The following is an 18213-nucleotide window of genomic DNA, read 5'->3' on the forward strand; positions in this document are numbered from 1 at the left end:
TTTTTTCCAACCAAAGAAACAGAAATGCAGAAAAAACTTACAGAACTTCGATTTTGGCTGAAACAAGCCCTTTGGTTTGTTCCCTTTGCCTACTTTCTCAACTTTATTTATGCTGTTTACTCCGATCAATCCGGCGGAACTTTTGGAGACACCTTTGGCGCGGCAAACGCCCTCTTCTCAGGAACAGCTTTACTCTTGTTAGTGCTTGCGGTCAGCCTTCAACGAGAAGAGCTCGAACACGTCAAAAAGGAACGAAATGACACTCTAAAACTCCTTGAAGGGCAAGAAGGTATCAATGAAGCGCAAAGAGTTGCTTTAGAAAAGCAATTGTTTGAAAGCTCCTTTTTCTCTCTATTTTCCATGATCAACGAGGAGAAAGCCCGGTTGCTAGAACAAGAGGGCGCAGCCGGAAAAGAAACAGTTCGCTTAGAGCAGTACCGCAGAGCATCCGAGTGTCTCCTCGAAAAAAAGCCATTGAAAGTGAGTTCCATCCCAGTCAGCGGCACCACTTAGATCTAGAAGCAAACAAGATTTTCAACCTCGTTAACTTAATTTCCGCAGCAGTTGCACTAGTCAAAAGCGCAGAAAACAACGAACGCGACACCGAATTTTATACTTCGTTGATTCGAGGCACAGTAGACTACGATACGGCAATTTGCTTCGCTTGGTTTCACGCTTCGATAAATGACAAAAAATCAACCGTGTCATTGGCTTACGAAACTCTTGATATTGAGCAGTCGTTAGCTCCTCTCCACACGAAATGCGTTGACCAAATTTTACGAAAGGAAGAACCGTAATCACATAGTCAGCGAGCGTAGGGTGGGTACTCGCACTCGTCACTCCTCAATTTCCGATAATTCAACCAAATCAAATGACGGGTGAAATCACCCATCTTGGGGTTCTCCGAACGCCCCTTCGTTCACGCCACTGCTCCACTCCGGCCCTACCCAACCCGAACGAATATCTCGATGGTTTGATAAACAGGGTTACGTCGCTGGACGCCATCCAGCCACTTCGAAATGCATCAAGCCCCCTCGAAGCGACCAAACTCCGGCGTCTCAGTCAAAACTCTAATGGATGATAGCAGTTGCAGGCTTTAAGCTGACTGGTTTCTGCGAAATTTGCCCAGACCAAACAGCCCGGCCAACGCGCCAACCAGCAGCAACCAACTGGCGGGAATCGGGACAGCCGCAAGGTTTGCCTGCGCCACGGCACCTTCCGTTACGCCCTGCTCTTGGTTGGGGCGTTCCCGCAATAGCTCCAACTCTTCAAGATGCCGGTCATGTTCAGAGGGTTCGGGTGCTTGGGTCAAACGGAGATTTTCCCATTCCAACTCTTCACGATGTCTTTCGCTATCAAAGCCTGATAAAAGCTCGGATGTAACTTGATCACCATCCGCAGTCGAACGTTCCGACCCTTCTGAAATGGTCAAAGCTTCTGACGCTCCGGCCCAAAACAGAACCGCTAATGTGCAAATAACTCTCATATTGGCCCCCACGACACTGTCTTTAAGCATAGCATCCCAGCGTCATTTTTCAAACATCACAATAATTGAATTAAAATGAAGACTTATGAGATCAAAGGATACCGTCCTATCAAGACACCTCTGATCCTGTGCCTAAAAGGGCCGCAAGCAAAGCTGCGATTCTCAATAGTCTCATTATGCGTTTATTCGGAAACCGGGACGACCACCGGTCGTATGAGCCAGGCACGGCAATTCCCACTCTTTGATCAAAGACCCCTTGAATCACTGCAATATGCTCTGGGGCCGCTGTCCAATTCAGGCGATCATCCCTTGCCACACGGCCACCTCAATGCCATATGAAGGGAGCTTACGTTTTTCTATTTCGACCCACTGTCTCCTTTTACGGCGCTCAGTCTATCGATCCAGACAACGACGCCAGGCTGCCGCATCCACGTGGGCAGCACCAAACAGGAGACAACGGATATGCCTGCAGGCACCGTAAAATGGTTCAACACCACCAAAGGCTACGGCTTTATCGCACCCGAAGATGGCGGCAAAGACATCTTCGTTCACATCTCGTCAGTAGAGCGTTCGGGCCTGACCGGTCTGGCCGACAACCAGAAAGTCACGTACGAGCTGCGCGCTGGTCGTGACGGTCGCGAAAGCGCCGACAACATCCAACTGGCCTAAGCCGGTAAAAGGGTAAGGCGCGTCTTTGCCCTTTTCTATCCGGCCGCCTGCGTGGCGGCCGGAACACATCACGACCACGTGATGTTTGCCCCAGAATTGACCAAATATCATATCATACTGAAACTGTTCTTAAGTTTCCTTGGTCATTCGATGAGGGTTTTCCATGTTTACACGCCGTGTTTTTCTGGCCGGAACAGCAGCCAGCCTGTTGCCGGGAATCGCCAGCGCCAAGAAAGCGGTCGAATATGATCCGACGCCGCAATTCGTGCGCATCAAAAAGCAATTCGTGCCTGGGCAGCTTCTGGTCGCCCCCCGGTCGTTCTATCTCTACTACGTGACCGAACCACGCAAAGCGATCCGCTATGGTTGTGGTGTTGGAAAGGCGGGGCTGGAATTTACCGGATCGGCGACCATCGATGTGAAAAAGGAATGGCCCACCTGGCGTCCGACCGATGAAATGATCGAGCGTGACCCGGTTACCTACGCAAAATTCAAAGACAATGACTATGTGCAGCCCGGTGGCGGAGATAACCCTTTGGGCGCGCGGGCGCTGTATCTTTTCCAGAACGGCGTCGACACATATTTCCGCATCCATGGTACAACGCAGCCGCAAACCATTGGTCATGCAGTGTCAAACGGGTGCGTCCGTATGCTGAACGAACATGTCATTGACCTATACAATCGTGTCCCAATCGGAACAGTGGTCACGGTCGTCTGATCAAAGTCAGGGGGCCGCTGCCTGCCCGACAAGTTCCAGAACGGATGGGCCCAGCGCATCCACGATCCGGGCGACCCCGTCGGCATTTGGGTGAATGCCGTCGGCCTGCATGAACTGTGACACTGCACCAGGATCGCCCTCGGCTGTCAGCCCTTCAAAGAAACTGCTGGCAAACAAGACCCCATAGTCTTGCGCCAATTCGGGGTACATCGCGTCAAATGCCTGTTTGTAGTCCGTTCCGTAATTGCCCGGCGCTTGCATTCCGATCAGCAGAACAACAACGCCGCCATCCCGCGCAACCTCCAGAATTTCGCGCAGGTTGGCCCGTGAGACTGCAGGGTCGATTCCGCGCAATAGGTCATTTCCGCCTAAGGCGACGATCATTCCATCCACATCCGGCGTCAGGGTCCATTCCACCCGCGCAGCTCCGCCTGCCGTTGTGTCACCTGAAACGCCGGCGTTGATCATTTGCACATCCGCGCCCTGCGCCCGAAGCCAACGGTCAAGCTGAGGTACAAACCCGTCTTCTTCCACCAGCCCATAGCCTTGCGTCAACGAATCCCCTAAGGCGGCAATCACCACTTGCTCGGCTGTGGCCGTGAAACCGCAGAAGATAAACAGACCTGTCATCAAAGCCTTGCGCAATGTGGTGATCGCTCCATATCCCAAAGGACCGCTCCTTAATCGGGTAAACCCATGACATCTGCTGTTCTCACCCTCCAAAATGCTGCTTTGTCGCTGGATGGCAATGCCGGGCGGGTCGATATTCTGCATGACATTACGTTGTCTGTGACCAAGGGTGAAACACTGGGCCTGATCGGGCCGTCCGGTTCGGGCAAATCTTCGCTCCTGATGTTGATGGGTGGGTTGGAGCAAGCGACCAGCGGACAGATCACCGCGCTGGATCAGGACCTGACAAGCATGGACGAAGATGCACTGGCCCGCTTTCGCCGCAACAACATGGGAGTGGTGTTCCAAAACTTTCACCTGATCCCGACCATGACTGCGCTTGAGAATGTCGCAACACCGCTGGAGCTGTCAGGGCACAGGGATGCGTTCGACCTGGCCGAGACTGAGCTGGACGCTGTCGGGCTATCGCATCGGCGCGATCACTATCCGGCGCAACTGTCGGGCGGTGAACAACAGCGCGTGGCACTTGCCCGTGCCTCAGCGCCGCGCCCCAAGATTTTGTTGGCAGATGAACCCACCGGGAACCTGGATGAAACCAACGGCGCTGCGATTGTTGATCTCCTTTTTGGACTGCGTCAGAAATTTGATGCGACCCTCGTTCTTGTCACTCACAGCCGTTCCTTGGCGGAACGCTGCGATCGGGTTGTTCGCCTTCGCGATGGACGGATTGCGGAAGAAACTCGGCAGGAGGCCGCCGAATGAGCCTGCGACTGGCGGGGCGGCTCGCCCGTCGCGAGCTGCGCGGAGGCTTGCGGGGGTTTAGGATCTTTCTGGCCTGTCTGGCGCTTGGCGTCGCAGCCATTGCAGCCGTAGGGTCGGTACGGCAAGCCATTCAAACCGGATTGGCGCAAGAAGGTGCTTCGCTTTTGGGCGGCGACGCCCAGCTTGAATTCACCTATCGCTTTGCAGATGAGGCCGAGCGCGCCTGGATGCAGCAAGCATCCGAGCAGGTGTCCGAGATCGTCGATTTCCGCTCGATGGCTGTTGTGCCCCGTGCCGAAGAACCGGAGCGCGCACTGACGCAAGTGAAATCTGTCGACACTGCGTACCCCTTGATTGGTTCGGTCAGACTGGATCCTGACATAACGCTGGATGACGCCCTAAACGGGACATCCGGCTTGCCCGGAGCAGTCATGGAACAAGTTCTGATCGACCGGCTTGGGCTGGCCGTTGGTGATCGCTTCAAGCTTGGGGCGCAGGAATTTGTCCTGACAGCCGCACTGGTGAACGAACCCGACAGCGCGGCAGATGGGTTTGGCCTTGGACCGCGCACATTGGTGAGAACCGAGGCGCTACAGACGTCTGGGTTGTTGGAGCCCGGCACTCTGTTTTCGACCAAATACCGTTTGAACCTGCCAGACACGATCGTCCTTGCCGAAATCGCCGCCGAAGCTGACAAAGCCTTCGACGGCACGGGAATGCGATGGAGCGATGCGCGCAACGGTGCCCCCGGTATTTCCGAGTTTGTCAGCCGCCTGAGCGCCTTTCTGGTTCTTGTCGGCCTCTCGGGCCTTGCGGTGGGCGGCATTGGCGTTTCAGCCGCCGTGCGCGCGTACCTGAGCCAAAAAACAGAAACCGTGGCGACCTTGCGCACCTTGGGGGCTGATCGCGCAACGATTTTTCAAACTTACATGCTTCAGATCGGCGTGCTGTCTGTCATCGGAATTGCGCTCGGCCTGGCGCTGGGCGGGCTGGCTCCGCTACTTCTGGCGCCTCTGTTGGAAAGCCAGTTACCGGTTCCGGCAGTATTCTCGCTCTATCCACAGCCACTGATTGAGGCCGCAATCTATGGGCTGCTTACCGCATTTCTGTTCACGCTTTGGCCATTGGCCAGAACCGAAGACGTGCGGGCCGCAACCCTGTTTCGCGATGCGCTGAGTACGGCCCGAGCGCTCCCACGCCCGATTTATGTCATCGCCACCGCAATTGGTCTCGCATTGCTTGTCTCCGTTGCCGCCTGGTTCAGCGGTTCCACACGATTGACCCTTTGGACAAGCGGCGGGCTTGTAGGTGCGCTGGTTTTATTAAGCCTCTCTGCCTATGCCATTCGCAAACTGGCCCGGGCCGTAGCTCCTCTGGCACGCGGCCGCCCTGCCCTGCGATGGGCCTTGTCCGCCATTTCAGACCCGCGTGAGGGCGCAGGCTCGGTTGTTCTGTCGCTCGGTCTGGGCTTGTCCGTTCTGGCCGCCGTTGGACAGATCGACGGCACGCTGCGCAACGCAATCTCAGGCAACCTACCAGATGTCGCGCCCTCATATTTCTTTGTCGACATCCAAAAGGATCAGATGCCCGGCTTTTCCGATCGCCTGACCTCGGACCCTGCCGTCAGCCGCATCGAAAGCGCGCCAATGCTGCGTGGGATCATCACGCAGATCAATGGCCGCCCTGCCCGTGATGTGGCTGGTGATCATTGGGTGCTCGAAGGAGACCGTGGTGTCACCTATTCTGCCCGACCCCCGGCAAACGCGAATGTAACCGATGGGGAGTGGTGGGCCGAGGATTATTCGGGCACACCTCAGGTCAGCTTTGCCGCTGAAGAAGCCGCCGAAATGGGCCTGCAACTTGGCGATCAACTGACCGTCAATATCCTTGGTCGCGACATAACCGCAGAGCTGACCTCGTTGCGCGAGGTGGATTTCTCAACCGCAGGAATGGGATTCATCATGTCGATGAACCCCTCTGCCCTGTCCGGTGCACCGCATAGTTTCATCGCCACTGTCTATGCAGAAGAGCAGGCCGAGGCTGCCATCCTCAGGGATCTCGCAGGTCAGTTCCCCAACATCACGGCCATTCGCGTACGCGATGCCATCGACCGCGTTTCAGGGCTGCTGGCCGGTATCGCCGCCGCCACATCTTACGGCGCAGGTGTGTCCTTGCTAACCGGATTTCTGGTCTTGATCGGAGCCGCAGCGGCAGGCGAACCTGCCCGCAGATACGAAGCGGCAATCCTGAAAACCCTCGGGGCCAATCGGGGCCGCATCCTGCGCAGCTTTGGCCTGCGCTCTGTCTTATTGGGGGCCGCCGCAGGCTGCGTCGCCTTGCTGGTCGGCATTCTGGGCGGATGGGCCGTTGCCACCTACATTTTCGAGACGGATTTTGCGATCATCTGGTCTTCGGCGTTGGGCATTGTTCTGGCCGGGATCGGCGTCACGCTTTGCGCAGGTCTTGCCTTTGCTCTGCGCCCGCTTTCGGCCCGGCCAGCCCGCATCCTGCGCGCCAGCGACTAAGCTCAGCGCACACAGGCCACGGGCTGCAAAAGCTTCAGCAACGGATCATTGTCACAAACCAAAGCATCCAGCGAAACATCATCGAGAGAGGCGTAAAACACTTCGGCCGCGTCCTGCAGCGCCAACCGCAACCGGCAGGCATCCGTCAAGGGGCAGGTATTGTCCGCATCCGCAAAACATTCGGCAATGGGCAAGGCGCCCTCAACATGCCGGAACACCGCGCCGATCCGAATTTCTTCCGCCGGGCGCGCCAAAGACATGCCGCCATTGCGGCCGCGTTGTGTGCTTAGATAGTCCAACTGGCTCAGTTGGTTGATCACCTGCGCGAGATGATTTTCCGAAATGTTACACACTTCGGCAATTTCCGACTTGGTGACCAACCTGTCCGGGTGCGCTGCGCAATACATCAAAAGGCGCACGGCAATATTTGTCCGTTTCGTAATCCGCATGAGGGCCTCCCTGAATTCAAGATGCAGCCTTATTGCATGTCCGGGAAAAAAGCGGTTTGACATACATCAATCGATCAAAAGGACGCCTTATCCATGCCTGACCCCTATTTCTTTGGCTATGGCAGCCTTGTGAACCTCGCCACACATGATTTTCCCGACCCGCGTCCGGCAAAACTGAAAGGCTGGAGGCGGGCGTGGCGTCATACCGATCTGCGCCCGGTCGCGTTCCTGACCGCAGTTCCCGACCCCGAGGCTGAGATCGAAGGAATGATCGCGCATGTGCCAAAAAACGACTGGGCCGCACTGGATCAGCGGGAATGGGCCTATGACCGGGTTCCGGCAACGAATTCGATTTCACACACCCTGACGCATGATGTCGAAATCGCGGTTTATGCGGTGCCCCATGACCGGCACACCGCGCCCAGCAATCACCATCCCTTGCTGCTCAGTTATATCGATGTGGTTGTGCAGGGATACCTGAGGGCGTTTGGACCAGATGGTGCGGACCGGTTCTTTGCCACAACCGACGGCTGGGACGCGCCTGTTGTGAATGATCGGGCCGAGCCGAAATATCCCCGTCACCAACTGCTCAAACCTGACGAGACAGCATTTGTAGATAACCGCCTGAAGCGCGCATCGGTAAAGATAATCCAGCCACATCAACAAAAAGAGGCAGACGAATTTCCTGCCTCTTTCAAATTATAAATTCATACCGTTTCGGTACGGAGCATTCAGCCCCGTGCGCGGATCACCTGCAGCAAGGGCAGTAGAGCCGCCATTTCCGGCCCCCGCTCCATCCCGGTCAGGGCTTTGCGCAGCGGCATGAACAGGCCCTTGCCCTTGCGGCCTGTTGCCTCTTTCACCGCTTTGGTCCAAGTACCCCAGGTCTCGCCATCAAACGGGCCATCGGGCAACAAAGCGACCGCTTCGGCAATAAACTCTCGATCTTCATCGGCAATCAATGGTTCGGCCCCATCGCGGCACAGTTCCCACCAGCCTTTCAGATCAGCCAGAGTGGTGATGTTTTCGCGCGCCATTGCCCAGAAGGGTTCCGCCAAATCAGCCGGAACTCCAGCGTCTTCCACCGCATCAGCTACATCTGTCAGCGGCAGCGATTGCAGGTGCTTTGCGGTCAGAGGGAACAGGTCCTGTACGTCAAACTTGGTCGGTGCCGCACCAAACCGGTTCACATCAAACCCTTCGATCAGTTCCGCCATGTCCGAGCGCAACTCAACCGGGTCAGACGACCCCAGACGCGCCATCAGGCTCAACAAAGCCATCGGCTGCACGCCCTGTTCGCGCAGGTCGCGCAACGCCAGCGTGCCCAAACGTTTCGAAAGGGCCTCACCCTGCGGGCCGGTCAGTAGCGAGTGGTGGGCAAAACGGGGGCACTGGCCGCCCAGCGCTTCGATGATCTGGATCTGCGTAGCGGTGTTGGTCACGTGGTCCGACCCCCGCACCACATCGGTTACACCCATTTCGGTATCGTCCACAACGGACGCAATCGTGTAAAGCACCTGACCGTCACCGCGGATCAGCACGGGGTCAGAAACTGAAGCAGCATCAATCGAGATGTCGCCCAGAATACCATCAGTCCATTCGATACGCTCATGATCCAGCTTGAAGCGCCATACACCGTTGCCACGTTCGGCGCGCAGGGCGTCTTTCTCGGCATCTGACAGGTTCAGCGCGGCCCGGTCATAGACCGGTGGCTTGCCCATGTTCAGTTGCTTCTTGCGTTTCAAGTCCAGCTCGGTCGGCGTCTCAAACGCCTCATAGAACCGACCCATCTCACGCAGCTTGTCCGCAGCTTCGGCATAGCGATCCAAGCGCTCAGACTGGCGTTCAACCTTGTCCCAGTGCAGACCCAGCCACTCCAGATCCCGCTTGATGGCATCGACATATTCTTCTTTCGAGCGCTCGGGATCGGTGTCGTCAATTCGCAGGATGAATGTACCGCCCGCCTTGCGAGCGATCAGATAGTTCATCAGGGCGGTGCGCAGGTTGCCCACATGGATGTATCCGGTGGGCGACGGGGCGAAACGGGTGGTTGTCATGGGTGTCTCCTGTTGGCGCGGCTCTTGTCATAAGACGCGTGTTTTGTCCAGTCGCAGGCCCGCTCACGCGAACGTGGAGTGGCAGCCGCCCTGTTCCGTCCTATCTATTTGACGCTGGCACCTAAAGGGAGACCCCAAAATGACTTTCAATCTTACACGCCGCGCCGCGTTGGGCGCAGCCGCAGCTTTGCCATTTGCGTCTGCCGCTTCACCGCTTCTGGCTGCAGGCTCGGGCACCAAAGCAAACTCGACCATCGCCAAGTCCTTCACGCTGGGCGACTTTACGGTAACCACGCTGCTGGATGGCAGCATTGCACGCGACGGTGCCAAAGAGATCTTTGGCGGTGGAGCGACAGATGAGGAATTCGCCAAGGTTTCAGCGGACAATTTCATTCCGGCAGATGCAGCCCAGTTTTTCTTTACCCCTTCACTGGTCAACACAGGTTCTGAACTGGTTCTTTTTGACACCGGATTGGGACAAGGTGGCATTCAGGCAGCTCTGGCCGATGCAGGCGTGACGCCGGACCAAATCGACGTCGTGGTGCTGACACACATGCATCCTGATCACATCGGAGGCATGACCACCAACGACGCGCCTACATTTGCAAATGCGCGTTACGTGACCGCTGCGCCCGAATATGATTTCTGGGCGGCGCAGGAGGCGGGCAACCGCGTCGGCGATCTGGTGGCCGCCAAGGTAACCCCACTGGCAGAAAAGATGAGCTTTATCGGCGACAGTGGCGAAGTGACGTCAGGCATCACGGCAGTCGCCGCGTATGGCCACACGCCAGGTCACACCGTGTATCATCTGGAAAGCAACGGACAGCGCCTTATCCTGACGGCAGATCTGGCCAACCACTATGTCTGGTCTTTCGCGCATCCCGAATGGGAGGTCCGATTTGACATGGACAAGGCAGCAGCAACAGCCGCGCGTCGCAACGTTCTGGGGATGCTGGCGGCAGATAAGGTACCGATGGTCGGCTATCACATGCCGTTCCCCGGCGCGGGCTTTGTCGAAACCCGAGGCGACGGTTTCCGCTTTGTCCCGGTCAGCTATCAGATGATGGGCTAAGCCGTTAATACCCCGGATCCGGCCTCACTTTCGAGCCGTCGGTGAACCGCGAAAGGCGAAACGCGGCCGGATCCACGCAAGGCGTCGTTTCAGCGACAAGATCGGCGATCAACCGTCCGGCGCCCGGACCAATGCCAAATCCATGGCCAGAGAATCCTGTGCCAATGAATAGGCCCGGCAACTCATCAACACCTGAGATCACCGGAATGGCGTCAGGCGTAACGTCGATCATTCCAGCCCAACTTTGCACAACTTCGCTGTTCATAAGCGCCGGGAACCCTTTGCAGGCGCGGCTCCAAGCGTGCCGCAACACTTTCTGCGATGGCTCAGGGTCCAAATTTCGGCACTGCTCGAACGGGGTCACATCGGTGGGCAGCCAGTGCCGATCGTGTCGCGCTTCGATCGCCCAGCGTCTGGACAGGCGAAAGCGCAAGGATTTCCACTCCTGCGCAAAGGCAGGCAAGAACCGTTTCGCAAGCCGGAAGCTGTCGGGCACAATGTCCACCGTGTTTTCGTGGCCAGACGCAATGGTATAGCCGCCGTCAGCGCGCTTGCGGATCGCAAAATCGTCGGACCACAACGCGGGTCCAGGCCCATCGTGCACGGGGGATGTGCGAAGCACTGTGTTCAAAACCTTGAGTTGCGGCAGCTCGACGCCCGCGTTGCCAGCAAACAACCGCGACCAGGCCCCACCCGCCAGAACGACGCGTCCGCAAACCACTTTTCCACGCTCGGTAAAGACACCGGAAATGTGCCCATCCTTGGTTTCGACGCTGCGGACTGCACATTGCGTCATGATCACAGCGCCCCGGTCTCGTGCAGCCTCGGCAATAGCCGGAGCAGCCCATTGCGGCTCGGCACGACCGTCCTGCGGCATGTAAAGCGCTGTTGTCAAACCTGTTTGGTGCCCTTGCAGCAAATCGGAAAGCTCACCGCCGGACACTATCCTGGCCCCGGTCTGCAATCCCTCAACATGGCGCATCCACTTTTGCAGGTTGGCTGCGTCTCTTGCGCCAGAGGCCCCAAAAAGGATGCCGGATTGGGTATAGCCTGTTTCGCGCCCCAAACGCTCGTCCAGCGTTTGCCAGATGCGCAACGCCTCTTGCATCAGGGGAATTTCCCTTGGGTCTCGCATACCCAGACGCACCCAACCCCAATTGCGCGAACTCTGCTCTGCTGCAATCTGACCCTTTTCACACAAAAGAACAGAAGCGCCGCGTTCAGCTAGCTCCAATGCCGTTGAAACGCCGATGATGCCACCGCCAATAACAACAACATCCACATGTTTGGGCAGAGCCAGATCAGATTCAACTGGGGTCGGTTTGGGTGCGGTCATCAATAGGTCTTACATCGGTCGCTTGGACCAGTATGGAGACCTGCCCGCCGCGTATAGGCAATGTGAATTCCGAGCGTTGTTGCAGTATTTTCGACACCTGTGGCCCAGTTGCCGAAATCGGTGTCAGCAACGAGCGTATTAGGCCGCGCCGGACAACTCTGCCCATTTCTGGCGCAAGATCGCCGACAACCCGTTTTGTTTGGATGCCGCTTGATTTGTTACTTCCTTTTGCGGCAGCAACCTCGGAAACTCGGTTCGGAAATTGAGTGCAGCAAGCTCATCCAATTCTCGCTGTTCCTCCATTAGATTGGCGATCGCCGCATCCAGCTTTTCTTCATCCAATTCTTGCGGCTGCGTCTCTATAGACCGCCATTTCAAAGGTGTATGAAGCGAATTGTCATATTCCTTGTACATTTTACCACCACACCGTTCACTCAGACATCTAACCCGGGATGCGTCGCTCGTACCGCGAACCAATTTTACGCGTACAGATTAAATTGCGTCGCACCCGCCCCACATCGGGCAACTTCTAAGCAAAAATGTGGCAGAAAAATGTCGCGCAGGCAAGCTTGAGGCAGCCGTAACCGCCTCAAATCACAATCAATTTCTCACACTTGGGATACAATTTTGCCTAATCTATAGACACTGTTTCCAAACTGGCCGTCCGGCCCCTGGTTTTCAGGTCCGATCGCGCCATCGATTCACAATTGGATAGCGCCGATCCAGCCAGAACGCCCGCTTGCTGAGGCGCGTACCGGGGGCAGACTGGAACCGTTTGTATTCACTGATGTAAATCAGATGTTCGACCCGCCGGGCCTCGGCTACGTCATACCCGGCAGCGACGCAGTCGGCGATTGAGCCATCCTGATCGACCAAAATCTCAAGGATACCGTCCAGAACCGGGTAGTCGGGCAAGCTGTCGCTGTCCTTCTGGTCTGCGCGCAGCTCGGCACTTGGCGGTTTGTCGATAATGGACGGGCGGATCACCTCGCACTTGGGACCCATCATCCAGTCACGATGATTGACGTTGCGCCAACGGCAGGTTTCAAACACGCGGGTTTTGTACAGATCTTTGATCGGATTATAACCGCCATTCATGTCGCCATAGATCGTGGCATAGCCCACTGCGACCTCGGACTTGTTGCCGGTGGTCAACAGCATTTCACCAAACTTGTTCGAGATCGCCATCAGCAACAGTCCACGCAGGCGAGACTGAATATTTTCCTCGGTCAGTCCTTCGTCCAGCCCTGCAAACAAAGGCGCCAGAGTATTCGTTACCGCGGCCCGGCCCTCGGAAATCGGCACAAAATCATAGTGCACGCCCAGCGCCTTGGCGACGGCCTCGGCATCATCCAGCGAAGCCTGGCTGGTATATTCCGATGGCAACATCACACAGCGCACGTTTTCGGCCCCGATGGCGTCAACCGCGATGGCCGCCACCAAGGCAGAATCGACCCCGCCTGACAGACCAAGAAGCGCCTTTTTGAAACCCGTCTTGCCCATATAGTCCCGCAGCGATTGCACCATCGCGCGGTAATCCTGCTCCCATACATCTGGCTGAGGAACGATTTCGGCCGGCGTAATCCGCCAGCCATCGTCACCACGCTCAAGGTCCACTTGTGAGACAGTTTCGTCAAAAACAGGCATCCGGAAGGCCAGCTCTCCACCCGGGTTCAGGCCAAAGCTAGCACCGTCAAAAACCTGATCGTCCTGCCCGCCCACCATGTTCAGGTAAATCAGCGGCAGACCTGTTTCGACAACCCGTGCCACCATGTGATTTAGGCGCACGTCATACTTGTTGCGGAAATAGGGCGATCCGTTGGGGATCAGCAGAAACTCGGCCCCGGTTTCCTCGAGCGTTTCTGCGACGTCCGGGTGCCAGCCATCCTCGCAAATCGGGCTGCCTATACGGAAGTTTCCAACTGAATACGGCCCACCCAACGGTCCGGCATCGTACAGGCGCACTTCGTCAAAAACGGTTTCGTTCGGCAAATGATGTTTCAAAACCTTGCTGGTGATCCGCCCGTTTTTGAGGATCAGGTAGGCGTTGAACAACTTGTCCTCTTCCGCCCAAGGCGCGCCAATGGCAATCGCTGGTCCGTCTGCGCATGTTTTGGCCAACGCCTCGACCGCCGCCATGGCCGCACGGTGAAACACTGGCTTCTGGATCAGATCCTGCGTGTTGTACCCGGTGATGAACATCTCGGGGAAAGCCACCAGATCAGCACCGGCCGCCTTGCCTTGCTCCCATGCGGAAACGGCCTTGTCTGCGTTGCCTTCGATGTCGCCCACGGTTGGGTTCAGTTGCGCCAAAGTGATGCGGAAACGGTCGGCCATGCTGCCCTCTTGCCTCGTCAGTCCTATTGCCATTTAGCAGATCACCGCGCGAGTAAAAGGCCAATGCGGCAAAAGCCGTTGCCCTGCCTTCGACGGTATCCTAGTTTTGCTTTCAAAGATGCAACCAGCGATGACCCGGCAGGCAGGACCGAAAATGAACGTGATCCGATACTCGATTTTGGCAGCGGGGCTAAGTCTGTCCGCGGCGACAGCGTTTGCGCAGGACGGAACGGTCATCGTCAAAGATGACGAGGTTGGCGGCGTCTATGAAGGCACCTATGAAAACGGTTTGCGTCACGGGACGGGGACGTACAGGCTGCCCAACGGGTTTGAATACACGGGCCAGTGGGTTGAAGGCGAGATTCAGGGTCAGGGCTTGACCCGCTATCCGGACGGGTCGATCTATGAAGGCAGTTTTGCCAAAGGCCAACCCGAAGGGCGCGGTAAGATCGTTTACGCCAATGGCAGCAGCTATGACGGCGAATGGTCCAACGGGTCGATCAACGGTACGGGAGTTGCAGAATTTGCAAATGGCACGCGCTATGAAGGTGAGTTCAAAAACGCCCAGCGGCACGGCAAAGGCATTCTGACTTTTCCCGACGGATACATCTATGATGGCGACTGGGTTGATGGTCAGCGGCAGGGCAAGGCCAAAGTCACCTACGCGGACGGCAGCGTGTACGAAGGCGACGTCAGTGCAGGTTTGCGCGATGGCACAGGCACGCAAACCATTCCCGACGGCATGATATATTCCGGTGAATGGGCGCAGGATCAGATCACCGGCACCGGTCGCCTGACCTATGCCAATGGCGATGTCTACGAGGGCGAACTGGTAGAAGGGCGCCGTCAGGGCAAAGGCAAAGTGACCCACGCGCAAGGCGACGTGTACGAAGGCGACTTTGTCGATGATCGCCGCCAGGGCAAGGGCACGTTCACCGGCACGGACGGCTTTGTGTATACCGGCGACTGGAACCAGGGACAGATCGAAGGTCTGGGAGAGCTGACTTATCCCGATGGCTCGGTTTATGTCGGCGATTTTGTTGCCGATTTGGCCGAGGGTACGGGCCGCATCACCTATCCTGATGGGTCAACCTATGAAGGTGATTGGATCGCGGGCGTGATCGAGGGTCAGGGCACGGCCACTTATGCCAACGGAATGATCTACAAGGGCCAGTTCAAGAACGCGCAAAGCCATGGCAAGGGCGTCGTGACACGCGCGGACGGTTCGGTCTATGACGGCGACTGGGTCGATGGCGTTCGCCAGGGCAAAGGCAAAGCGACCTATTCCGACGGGACCATCTATACCGGTGATTTTCTGAACGGAAAACGACATGGCAAAGGGGAAATCGTGACCCCCGCTGGCTTCAAATACGTGGGCGACTGGTCCGAAGGTAAGATCGAAGGCGTCGGCGTCGCCACTTATTCGAACGGCGATGTGTACGAAGGCAATTTTGTCGATAACAAGCGCCAGGGCAGCGGAACGATGCGCTATGCCAACGGGCAGGAAGAAACTGGTATTTGGGAAAACGGAGTCTTGCCGGGCCGTGCCTCTGACCAGCAAAGCGAGTCAGACACGCCGGATCCACAGCCCGCGCCGGATGATCAGGCCGAAACGCCCGAGGCCTCCGACGGGTAAACGCTCACCAAGGAACGGGTTGCCCGGCCCAATCAAAGAAACCGCCGGTATCCTCTGGCGTCAGTCCATTGATCACGGATAACAGGTTTTGGGCGGCGACCTCCGGCTCGACGGCGGGATGCCGATTCAAGTACTTCTGAGTGAACGCAGTTTTCACGGTCCCTGGATGCAAGGCGACACAAATCGCCTGCTTATGCGTCCGCGACAGCTCGATGGCTGAGGTATGGACAACCTGATTTACCGCAGCCTTGGCGGCCCGGTAGCTGATCCAGCCGCCCATCCGATTGTCCGCGATGGATCCTACACGCGCTGAGAGAACCGCAAAAACCGACCGCCCCTTGCGGGGCAAAAGCCTGTGTGCCCGGCTCAGCACCAAAGCCGGACCTACCGCGTTGAGTGCAAATTGATCCATCATCGCCTTGGCTGAAACCGCACGAATTGTCTTTTCCGGTGCAGCGCCTTCGATCTCCAACGCTCCGGATGCGACCAGTATCAAGTCAAAGGGATCGGACAGCCCATCAATGATCGGCAACGCATGGTCAGGGTCAGTCAGATCGAACCCATCCATTGACCGCGACAGACCCGTTACCGAGACGCCTTGCGACTCTAAGGTAGTACAAACCGCAGCGCCAATGCCGCCCGAGGCTCCGATGATCAATGCTGTTTTCATCTGCATCCAGCTAGCTGCGCAGAGGGCACAATCAAGTTGGTCTGGAATGAGAAAGCCAGCGCAGGACCCCTCGGGCGCAAATTGGTCTTTTCATTCCTGCCGGGCTCTGTATAACCTCAATCCCATGATCAACCATGCAGATATCCTTTGTGCCGACACCGCCATGCGCGGTGCGTCTCTGCGTGGCCTACTGATCCTAATCCGCCTCTGAGCGTGCCATCCGGCGCGCCCGCTCAGAGGAGGACGCCAGCGCGCCAAGAAGGCTTTAGGACAGACAAGAAAGAGATTCCCATGACAAACGTGACCGACCAAGACCGCGTCTTGATCTTCGATACCACTTTGCGCGACGGCGAGCAGAGCCCCGGAGCGACCATGACCCATGACGAAAAGCTGGAGATTGCCGAGCTGCTGGACGAAATGGGCGTCGACATCATCGAGGCTGGCTTTCCAATCGCGTCCGAGGGTGATTTCAAGGCGGTGTCCGAGATCGCCCAACGCGCGAAAAATAGCCGCATCTGCGGTCTGGCGCGCGCTAACTTCGCCGACATTGATCGCTGTTGGGAGGCGGTGAAACACGCCGAGCAAAACCGGATTCACACGTTTATCGGCACTTCTCCGCTGCACCGCGCCATTCCGAATCTGACAATGGATGAGATGGCCGACAAGATCCACGAAACGGTCAGCCACGCGCGTAATCTGTGCGAAAACGTACAGTGGTCGCCTATGGATGCGACGCGGACGGAGTGGGACTACCTGTGCCGCGTAATCGAGATTGCAATCAAAGCCGGGGCTACCACGATCAACATTCCAGATACTGTGGGATACACCGCACCGGTCGAAAGCGCTGACCTGATCAAACGCCTGATCGAAACGGTTCCGGGCGCGGATGAGGTGATCTTTGCCACCCATTGCCACAACGACCTGGGCATGGCGACCGCGAACTCGCTGGCCGCAGTCGCTGGTGGCGCGCGTCAGATCGAATGCACCATCAACGGGTTGGGCGAACGTGCGGGCAACACCGCGTTGGAAGAAGTCGTGATGGCCCTGCGCACCCGCAATGACATCATGCCTTGGCACACCGGTATCGACACCACCAAGATCATGCATATCTCCCGTCGTGTGGCGACAGTGTCGGGGTTCAACGTGCAGTTCAACAAGGCCATTGTTGGCAAGAACGCCTTTGCGCATGAAAGCGGCATCCATCAAGACGGGATGCTCAAGAACCGCGAAAACTTTGAAATCATGCGCCCCGAGGACATTGGCCTGTCCGGTACTTCTCTGCCGCTGGGCAAACACTCGGGCCGCGCGGCGCTGCGCGACAAGCTTGAGACTTTGGGTTTTGAGGTTGGTGACAACCAACTCAAAGACATCTTCGTGCGATTCAAGGATCTGGCCGACCGCAAGAAAGAGGTGTTTGACGACGACCTCATCGCGTTGATGACGATGGATGATCACGATGATTATCTTCAGCTTGTCTCGATGAAAGTGACCTGCGGTACAGGTGGTCAGGCGGAATCCACGGTCGAGTTGGAAATGGACGGCAAGGACGTTATCGCCACTGAACATGGTGACGGACCGGTGGACGCGACCTTCAAAGCGATACGGGCAATCTATCCCAACACCGCCCGCCTTCAGCTGTATCAGGTTCATGCGGTCACCGAAGGCACCGATGCGCAAGCCACAGTGTCTGTTCGCCTGAGCGAGGATGGAATGATCGCCACAGGCCAGTCAGCCAATACAGACACGGTGGTGGCCTCGGCCAAAGCGTATATCCACGCGCTGAACCGCCTGATCGTACGGCGCGAAAAAGCGGGTCCCGGTGCTGATACGCGTGAGATCAGCTATAAAGACCTGACCTGAACGGCC

Annotated in this window: 17 protein-coding genes; 9 read left to right on the top strand and 8 right to left on the bottom strand. The window is 57.0% G+C overall.

Features of this window, described 5'->3' with window-relative positions; translation table 11 throughout:
- Nucleotides 1-24: 24 nt before the first annotated feature.
- Entirely contained in the window at nt 25-513 is a 489-nt protein-coding gene (locus tag GOV89_RS14140) for a hypothetical protein (protein WP_171179294.1), read from the top strand.
- A 583-nt stretch (nt 514-1096) separates the two neighbouring features.
- Here GOV89_RS14140 and GOV89_RS14145 read toward each other — a convergent pair.
- Nucleotides 1097-1486, bottom strand: coding sequence for a hypothetical protein (locus GOV89_RS14145; RefSeq protein ID WP_171238479.1), 390 nt, complete (start codon nt 1484-1486; stop codon nt 1097-1099).
- A 462-nt stretch (nt 1487-1948) separates the two neighbouring features.
- Between GOV89_RS14145 and GOV89_RS14150 the strand changes: the two genes are divergently transcribed.
- Complete coding sequence (locus tag GOV89_RS14150; protein WP_050604132.1) at nt 1949-2155, top strand: cold-shock protein; 207 nt, start codon at nt 1949-1951, stop codon at nt 2153-2155.
- A gap of 163 nt (nt 2156-2318) precedes the next feature.
- Complete coding sequence (locus GOV89_RS14155; protein WP_171179290.1) at nt 2319-2873, top strand: L,D-transpeptidase; 555 nt, start codon at nt 2319-2321, stop codon at nt 2871-2873.
- 6 nt (nt 2874-2879) lie between these two features.
- Here GOV89_RS14155 and GOV89_RS14160 read toward each other — a convergent pair whose 3' ends face one another.
- Complete coding sequence (locus tag GOV89_RS14160; RefSeq protein WP_371810644.1) at nt 2880-3542, bottom strand: arylesterase; 663 nt, start codon at nt 3540-3542, stop codon at nt 2880-2882.
- A gap of 27 nt (nt 3543-3569) precedes the next feature.
- Here GOV89_RS14160 and GOV89_RS14165 point away from each other — a divergent pair, with 27 nt between their 5' ends.
- Together GOV89_RS14165 and GOV89_RS14170 are read left to right on the top strand one after the other, a co-directional pair.
- Nucleotides 3570-4265 carry an ABC transporter ATP-binding protein gene (locus tag GOV89_RS14165; RefSeq protein WP_171179288.1) on the top strand — a complete coding sequence of 232 codons (696 nt, stop codon included), beginning with the start codon at nt 3570-3572 and terminating at the stop codon, nt 4263-4265.
- Nucleotides 4262-6790, top strand: coding sequence for an ABC transporter permease (locus GOV89_RS14170; protein ID WP_171179279.1), 2529 nt, complete (start codon nt 4262-4264; stop codon nt 6788-6790). The genes GOV89_RS14165 and GOV89_RS14170 overlap by 4 nt, the downstream gene beginning before the upstream one ends.
- Before the next feature lie 2 nt (nt 6791-6792).
- Here the strand turns inward: GOV89_RS14170 and GOV89_RS14175 are convergent, their stop codons facing one another.
- Nucleotides 6793-7239 (bottom strand): Rrf2 family transcriptional regulator, encoded by a 447-nt coding sequence (locus GOV89_RS14175; RefSeq protein ID WP_171179277.1) that lies wholly within the window; start codon nt 7237-7239, stop codon nt 6793-6795.
- 93 nt (nt 7240-7332) lie between these two features.
- Between GOV89_RS14175 and GOV89_RS14180 the strand changes: the two genes are divergently transcribed.
- Complete coding sequence (locus tag GOV89_RS14180) at nt 7333-7944, top strand: gamma-glutamylcyclotransferase family protein (protein WP_171238480.1); 612 nt, start codon at nt 7333-7335, stop codon at nt 7942-7944.
- Nucleotides 7945-7970: 26 nt separating this feature from the next.
- On the opposite strand, the gene gltX is transcribed toward GOV89_RS14180, so the two are convergent.
- Nucleotides 7971-9296, bottom strand: coding sequence for a glutamate--tRNA ligase (gene gltX, locus GOV89_RS14185; protein WP_171238481.1), 1326 nt, complete (start codon nt 9294-9296; stop codon nt 7971-7973).
- Nucleotides 9297-9435: 139 nt separating this feature from the next.
- On the opposite strand from gltX, the gene GOV89_RS14190 reads away from it, so the two are divergent.
- A complete protein-coding gene (locus GOV89_RS14190) occupies nt 9436-10368 on the top strand; it encodes an MBL fold metallo-hydrolase (RefSeq protein ID WP_171238482.1) in 933 nt (310 codons plus the stop codon).
- Between the two features lie 4 nt (nt 10369-10372).
- Here the strand turns inward: GOV89_RS14190 and GOV89_RS14195 are convergent, their stop codons facing one another.
- The 3 genes from GOV89_RS14195 to GOV89_RS14205 form a co-directional block, all read right to left on the bottom strand.
- Nucleotides 10373-11704, bottom strand: a complete 1332-nt coding sequence (locus GOV89_RS14195; RefSeq protein WP_171179269.1) for an FAD-binding oxidoreductase — start codon at nt 11702-11704, stop codon at nt 10373-10375.
- A gap of 138 nt (nt 11705-11842) precedes the next feature.
- Nucleotides 11843-12118, bottom strand: a complete 276-nt coding sequence (locus GOV89_RS14200) for a hypothetical protein (protein WP_171179267.1) — start codon at nt 12116-12118, stop codon at nt 11843-11845.
- A 264-nt stretch (nt 12119-12382) separates the two neighbouring features.
- The gene (locus GOV89_RS14205) at nt 12383-14041 is read right to left on the bottom strand and encodes an NAD+ synthase (protein WP_171179265.1); all 1659 of its coding nucleotides are present in this window, start codon (nt 14039-14041) and stop codon (nt 12383-12385) included.
- Nucleotides 14042-14195: 154 nt separating this feature from the next.
- Here GOV89_RS14205 and GOV89_RS14210 point away from each other — a divergent pair, with 154 nt between their 5' ends.
- Nucleotides 14196-15677, top strand: a complete 1482-nt coding sequence (locus GOV89_RS14210) for an MORN repeat-containing protein (protein WP_171179262.1) — start codon at nt 14196-14198, stop codon at nt 15675-15677.
- A 4-nt stretch (nt 15678-15681) separates the two neighbouring features.
- Here GOV89_RS14210 and GOV89_RS14215 read toward each other — a convergent pair whose 3' ends face one another.
- Nucleotides 15682-16347, bottom strand: coding sequence for an SDR family NAD(P)-dependent oxidoreductase (locus tag GOV89_RS14215; protein ID WP_171179260.1), 666 nt, complete (start codon nt 16345-16347; stop codon nt 15682-15684).
- Between the two features lie 291 nt (nt 16348-16638).
- Between GOV89_RS14215 and GOV89_RS14220 the strand changes: the two genes are divergently transcribed.
- Nucleotides 16639-18207 (top strand): 2-isopropylmalate synthase, encoded by a 1569-nt coding sequence (locus GOV89_RS14220; RefSeq protein ID WP_171179258.1) that lies wholly within the window; start codon nt 16639-16641, stop codon nt 18205-18207.
- Nucleotides 18208-18213: the final 6 nt, after the last annotated feature.

It is taken from the genome of Ruegeria sp. HKCCA5763, assembly GCF_013034545.1.
Lineage (GTDB): Bacteria > Pseudomonadota > Alphaproteobacteria > Rhodobacterales > Rhodobacteraceae > Ruegeria.

What these genes read in the sequence shown, in the direction of transcription:
- GOV89_RS14140 (WP_171179294.1), top strand. Translation starts at nt 25, where the DNA reads ATGCAGAAAAAACTTACAGAACTTCGATTTTGGCTGAAACAAGCCCTT.
- GOV89_RS14145 (WP_171238479.1), bottom strand. Translation starts at nt 1,486, where the DNA reads ATGAGAGTTATTTGCACATTAGCGGTTCTGTTTTGGGCCGGAGCGTCA.
- GOV89_RS14150 (WP_050604132.1), top strand. Translation starts at nt 1,949, where the DNA reads ATGCCTGCAGGCACCGTAAAATGGTTCAACACCACCAAAGGCTACGGC.
- GOV89_RS14155 (WP_171179290.1), top strand. Translation starts at nt 2,319, where the DNA reads ATGTTTACACGCCGTGTTTTTCTGGCCGGAACAGCAGCCAGCCTGTTG.
- GOV89_RS14165 (WP_171179288.1), top strand. Translation starts at nt 3,570, where the DNA reads ATGACATCTGCTGTTCTCACCCTCCAAAATGCTGCTTTGTCGCTGGAT.
- GOV89_RS14170 (WP_171179279.1), top strand. Translation starts at nt 4,262, where the DNA reads ATGAGCCTGCGACTGGCGGGGCGGCTCGCCCGTCGCGAGCTGCGCGGA.
- GOV89_RS14175 (WP_171179277.1), bottom strand. Translation starts at nt 7,239, where the DNA reads ATGCGGATTACGAAACGGACAAATATTGCCGTGCGCCTTTTGATGTAT.
- GOV89_RS14180 (WP_171238480.1), top strand. Translation starts at nt 7,333, where the DNA reads ATGCCTGACCCCTATTTCTTTGGCTATGGCAGCCTTGTGAACCTCGCC.
- gltX (WP_171238481.1), bottom strand. Translation starts at nt 9,296, where the DNA reads ATGACAACCACCCGTTTCGCCCCGTCGCCCACCGGATACATCCATGTG.
- GOV89_RS14190 (WP_171238482.1), top strand. Translation starts at nt 9,436, where the DNA reads ATGACTTTCAATCTTACACGCCGCGCCGCGTTGGGCGCAGCCGCAGCT.
- GOV89_RS14195 (WP_171179269.1), bottom strand. Translation starts at nt 11,704, where the DNA reads ATGACCGCACCCAAACCGACCCCAGTTGAATCTGATCTGGCTCTGCCC.
- GOV89_RS14200 (WP_171179267.1), bottom strand. Translation starts at nt 12,118, where the DNA reads ATGTACAAGGAATATGACAATTCGCTTCATACACCTTTGAAATGGCGG.
- GOV89_RS14205 (WP_171179265.1), bottom strand. Translation starts at nt 14,041, where the DNA reads ATGGCCGACCGTTTCCGCATCACTTTGGCGCAACTGAACCCAACCGTG.
- GOV89_RS14210 (WP_171179262.1), top strand. Translation starts at nt 14,196, where the DNA reads ATGAACGTGATCCGATACTCGATTTTGGCAGCGGGGCTAAGTCTGTCC.
- GOV89_RS14215 (WP_171179260.1), bottom strand. Translation starts at nt 16,347, where the DNA reads ATGAAAACAGCATTGATCATCGGAGCCTCGGGCGGCATTGGCGCTGCG.
- GOV89_RS14220 (WP_171179258.1), top strand. Translation starts at nt 16,639, where the DNA reads ATGACAAACGTGACCGACCAAGACCGCGTCTTGATCTTCGATACCACT.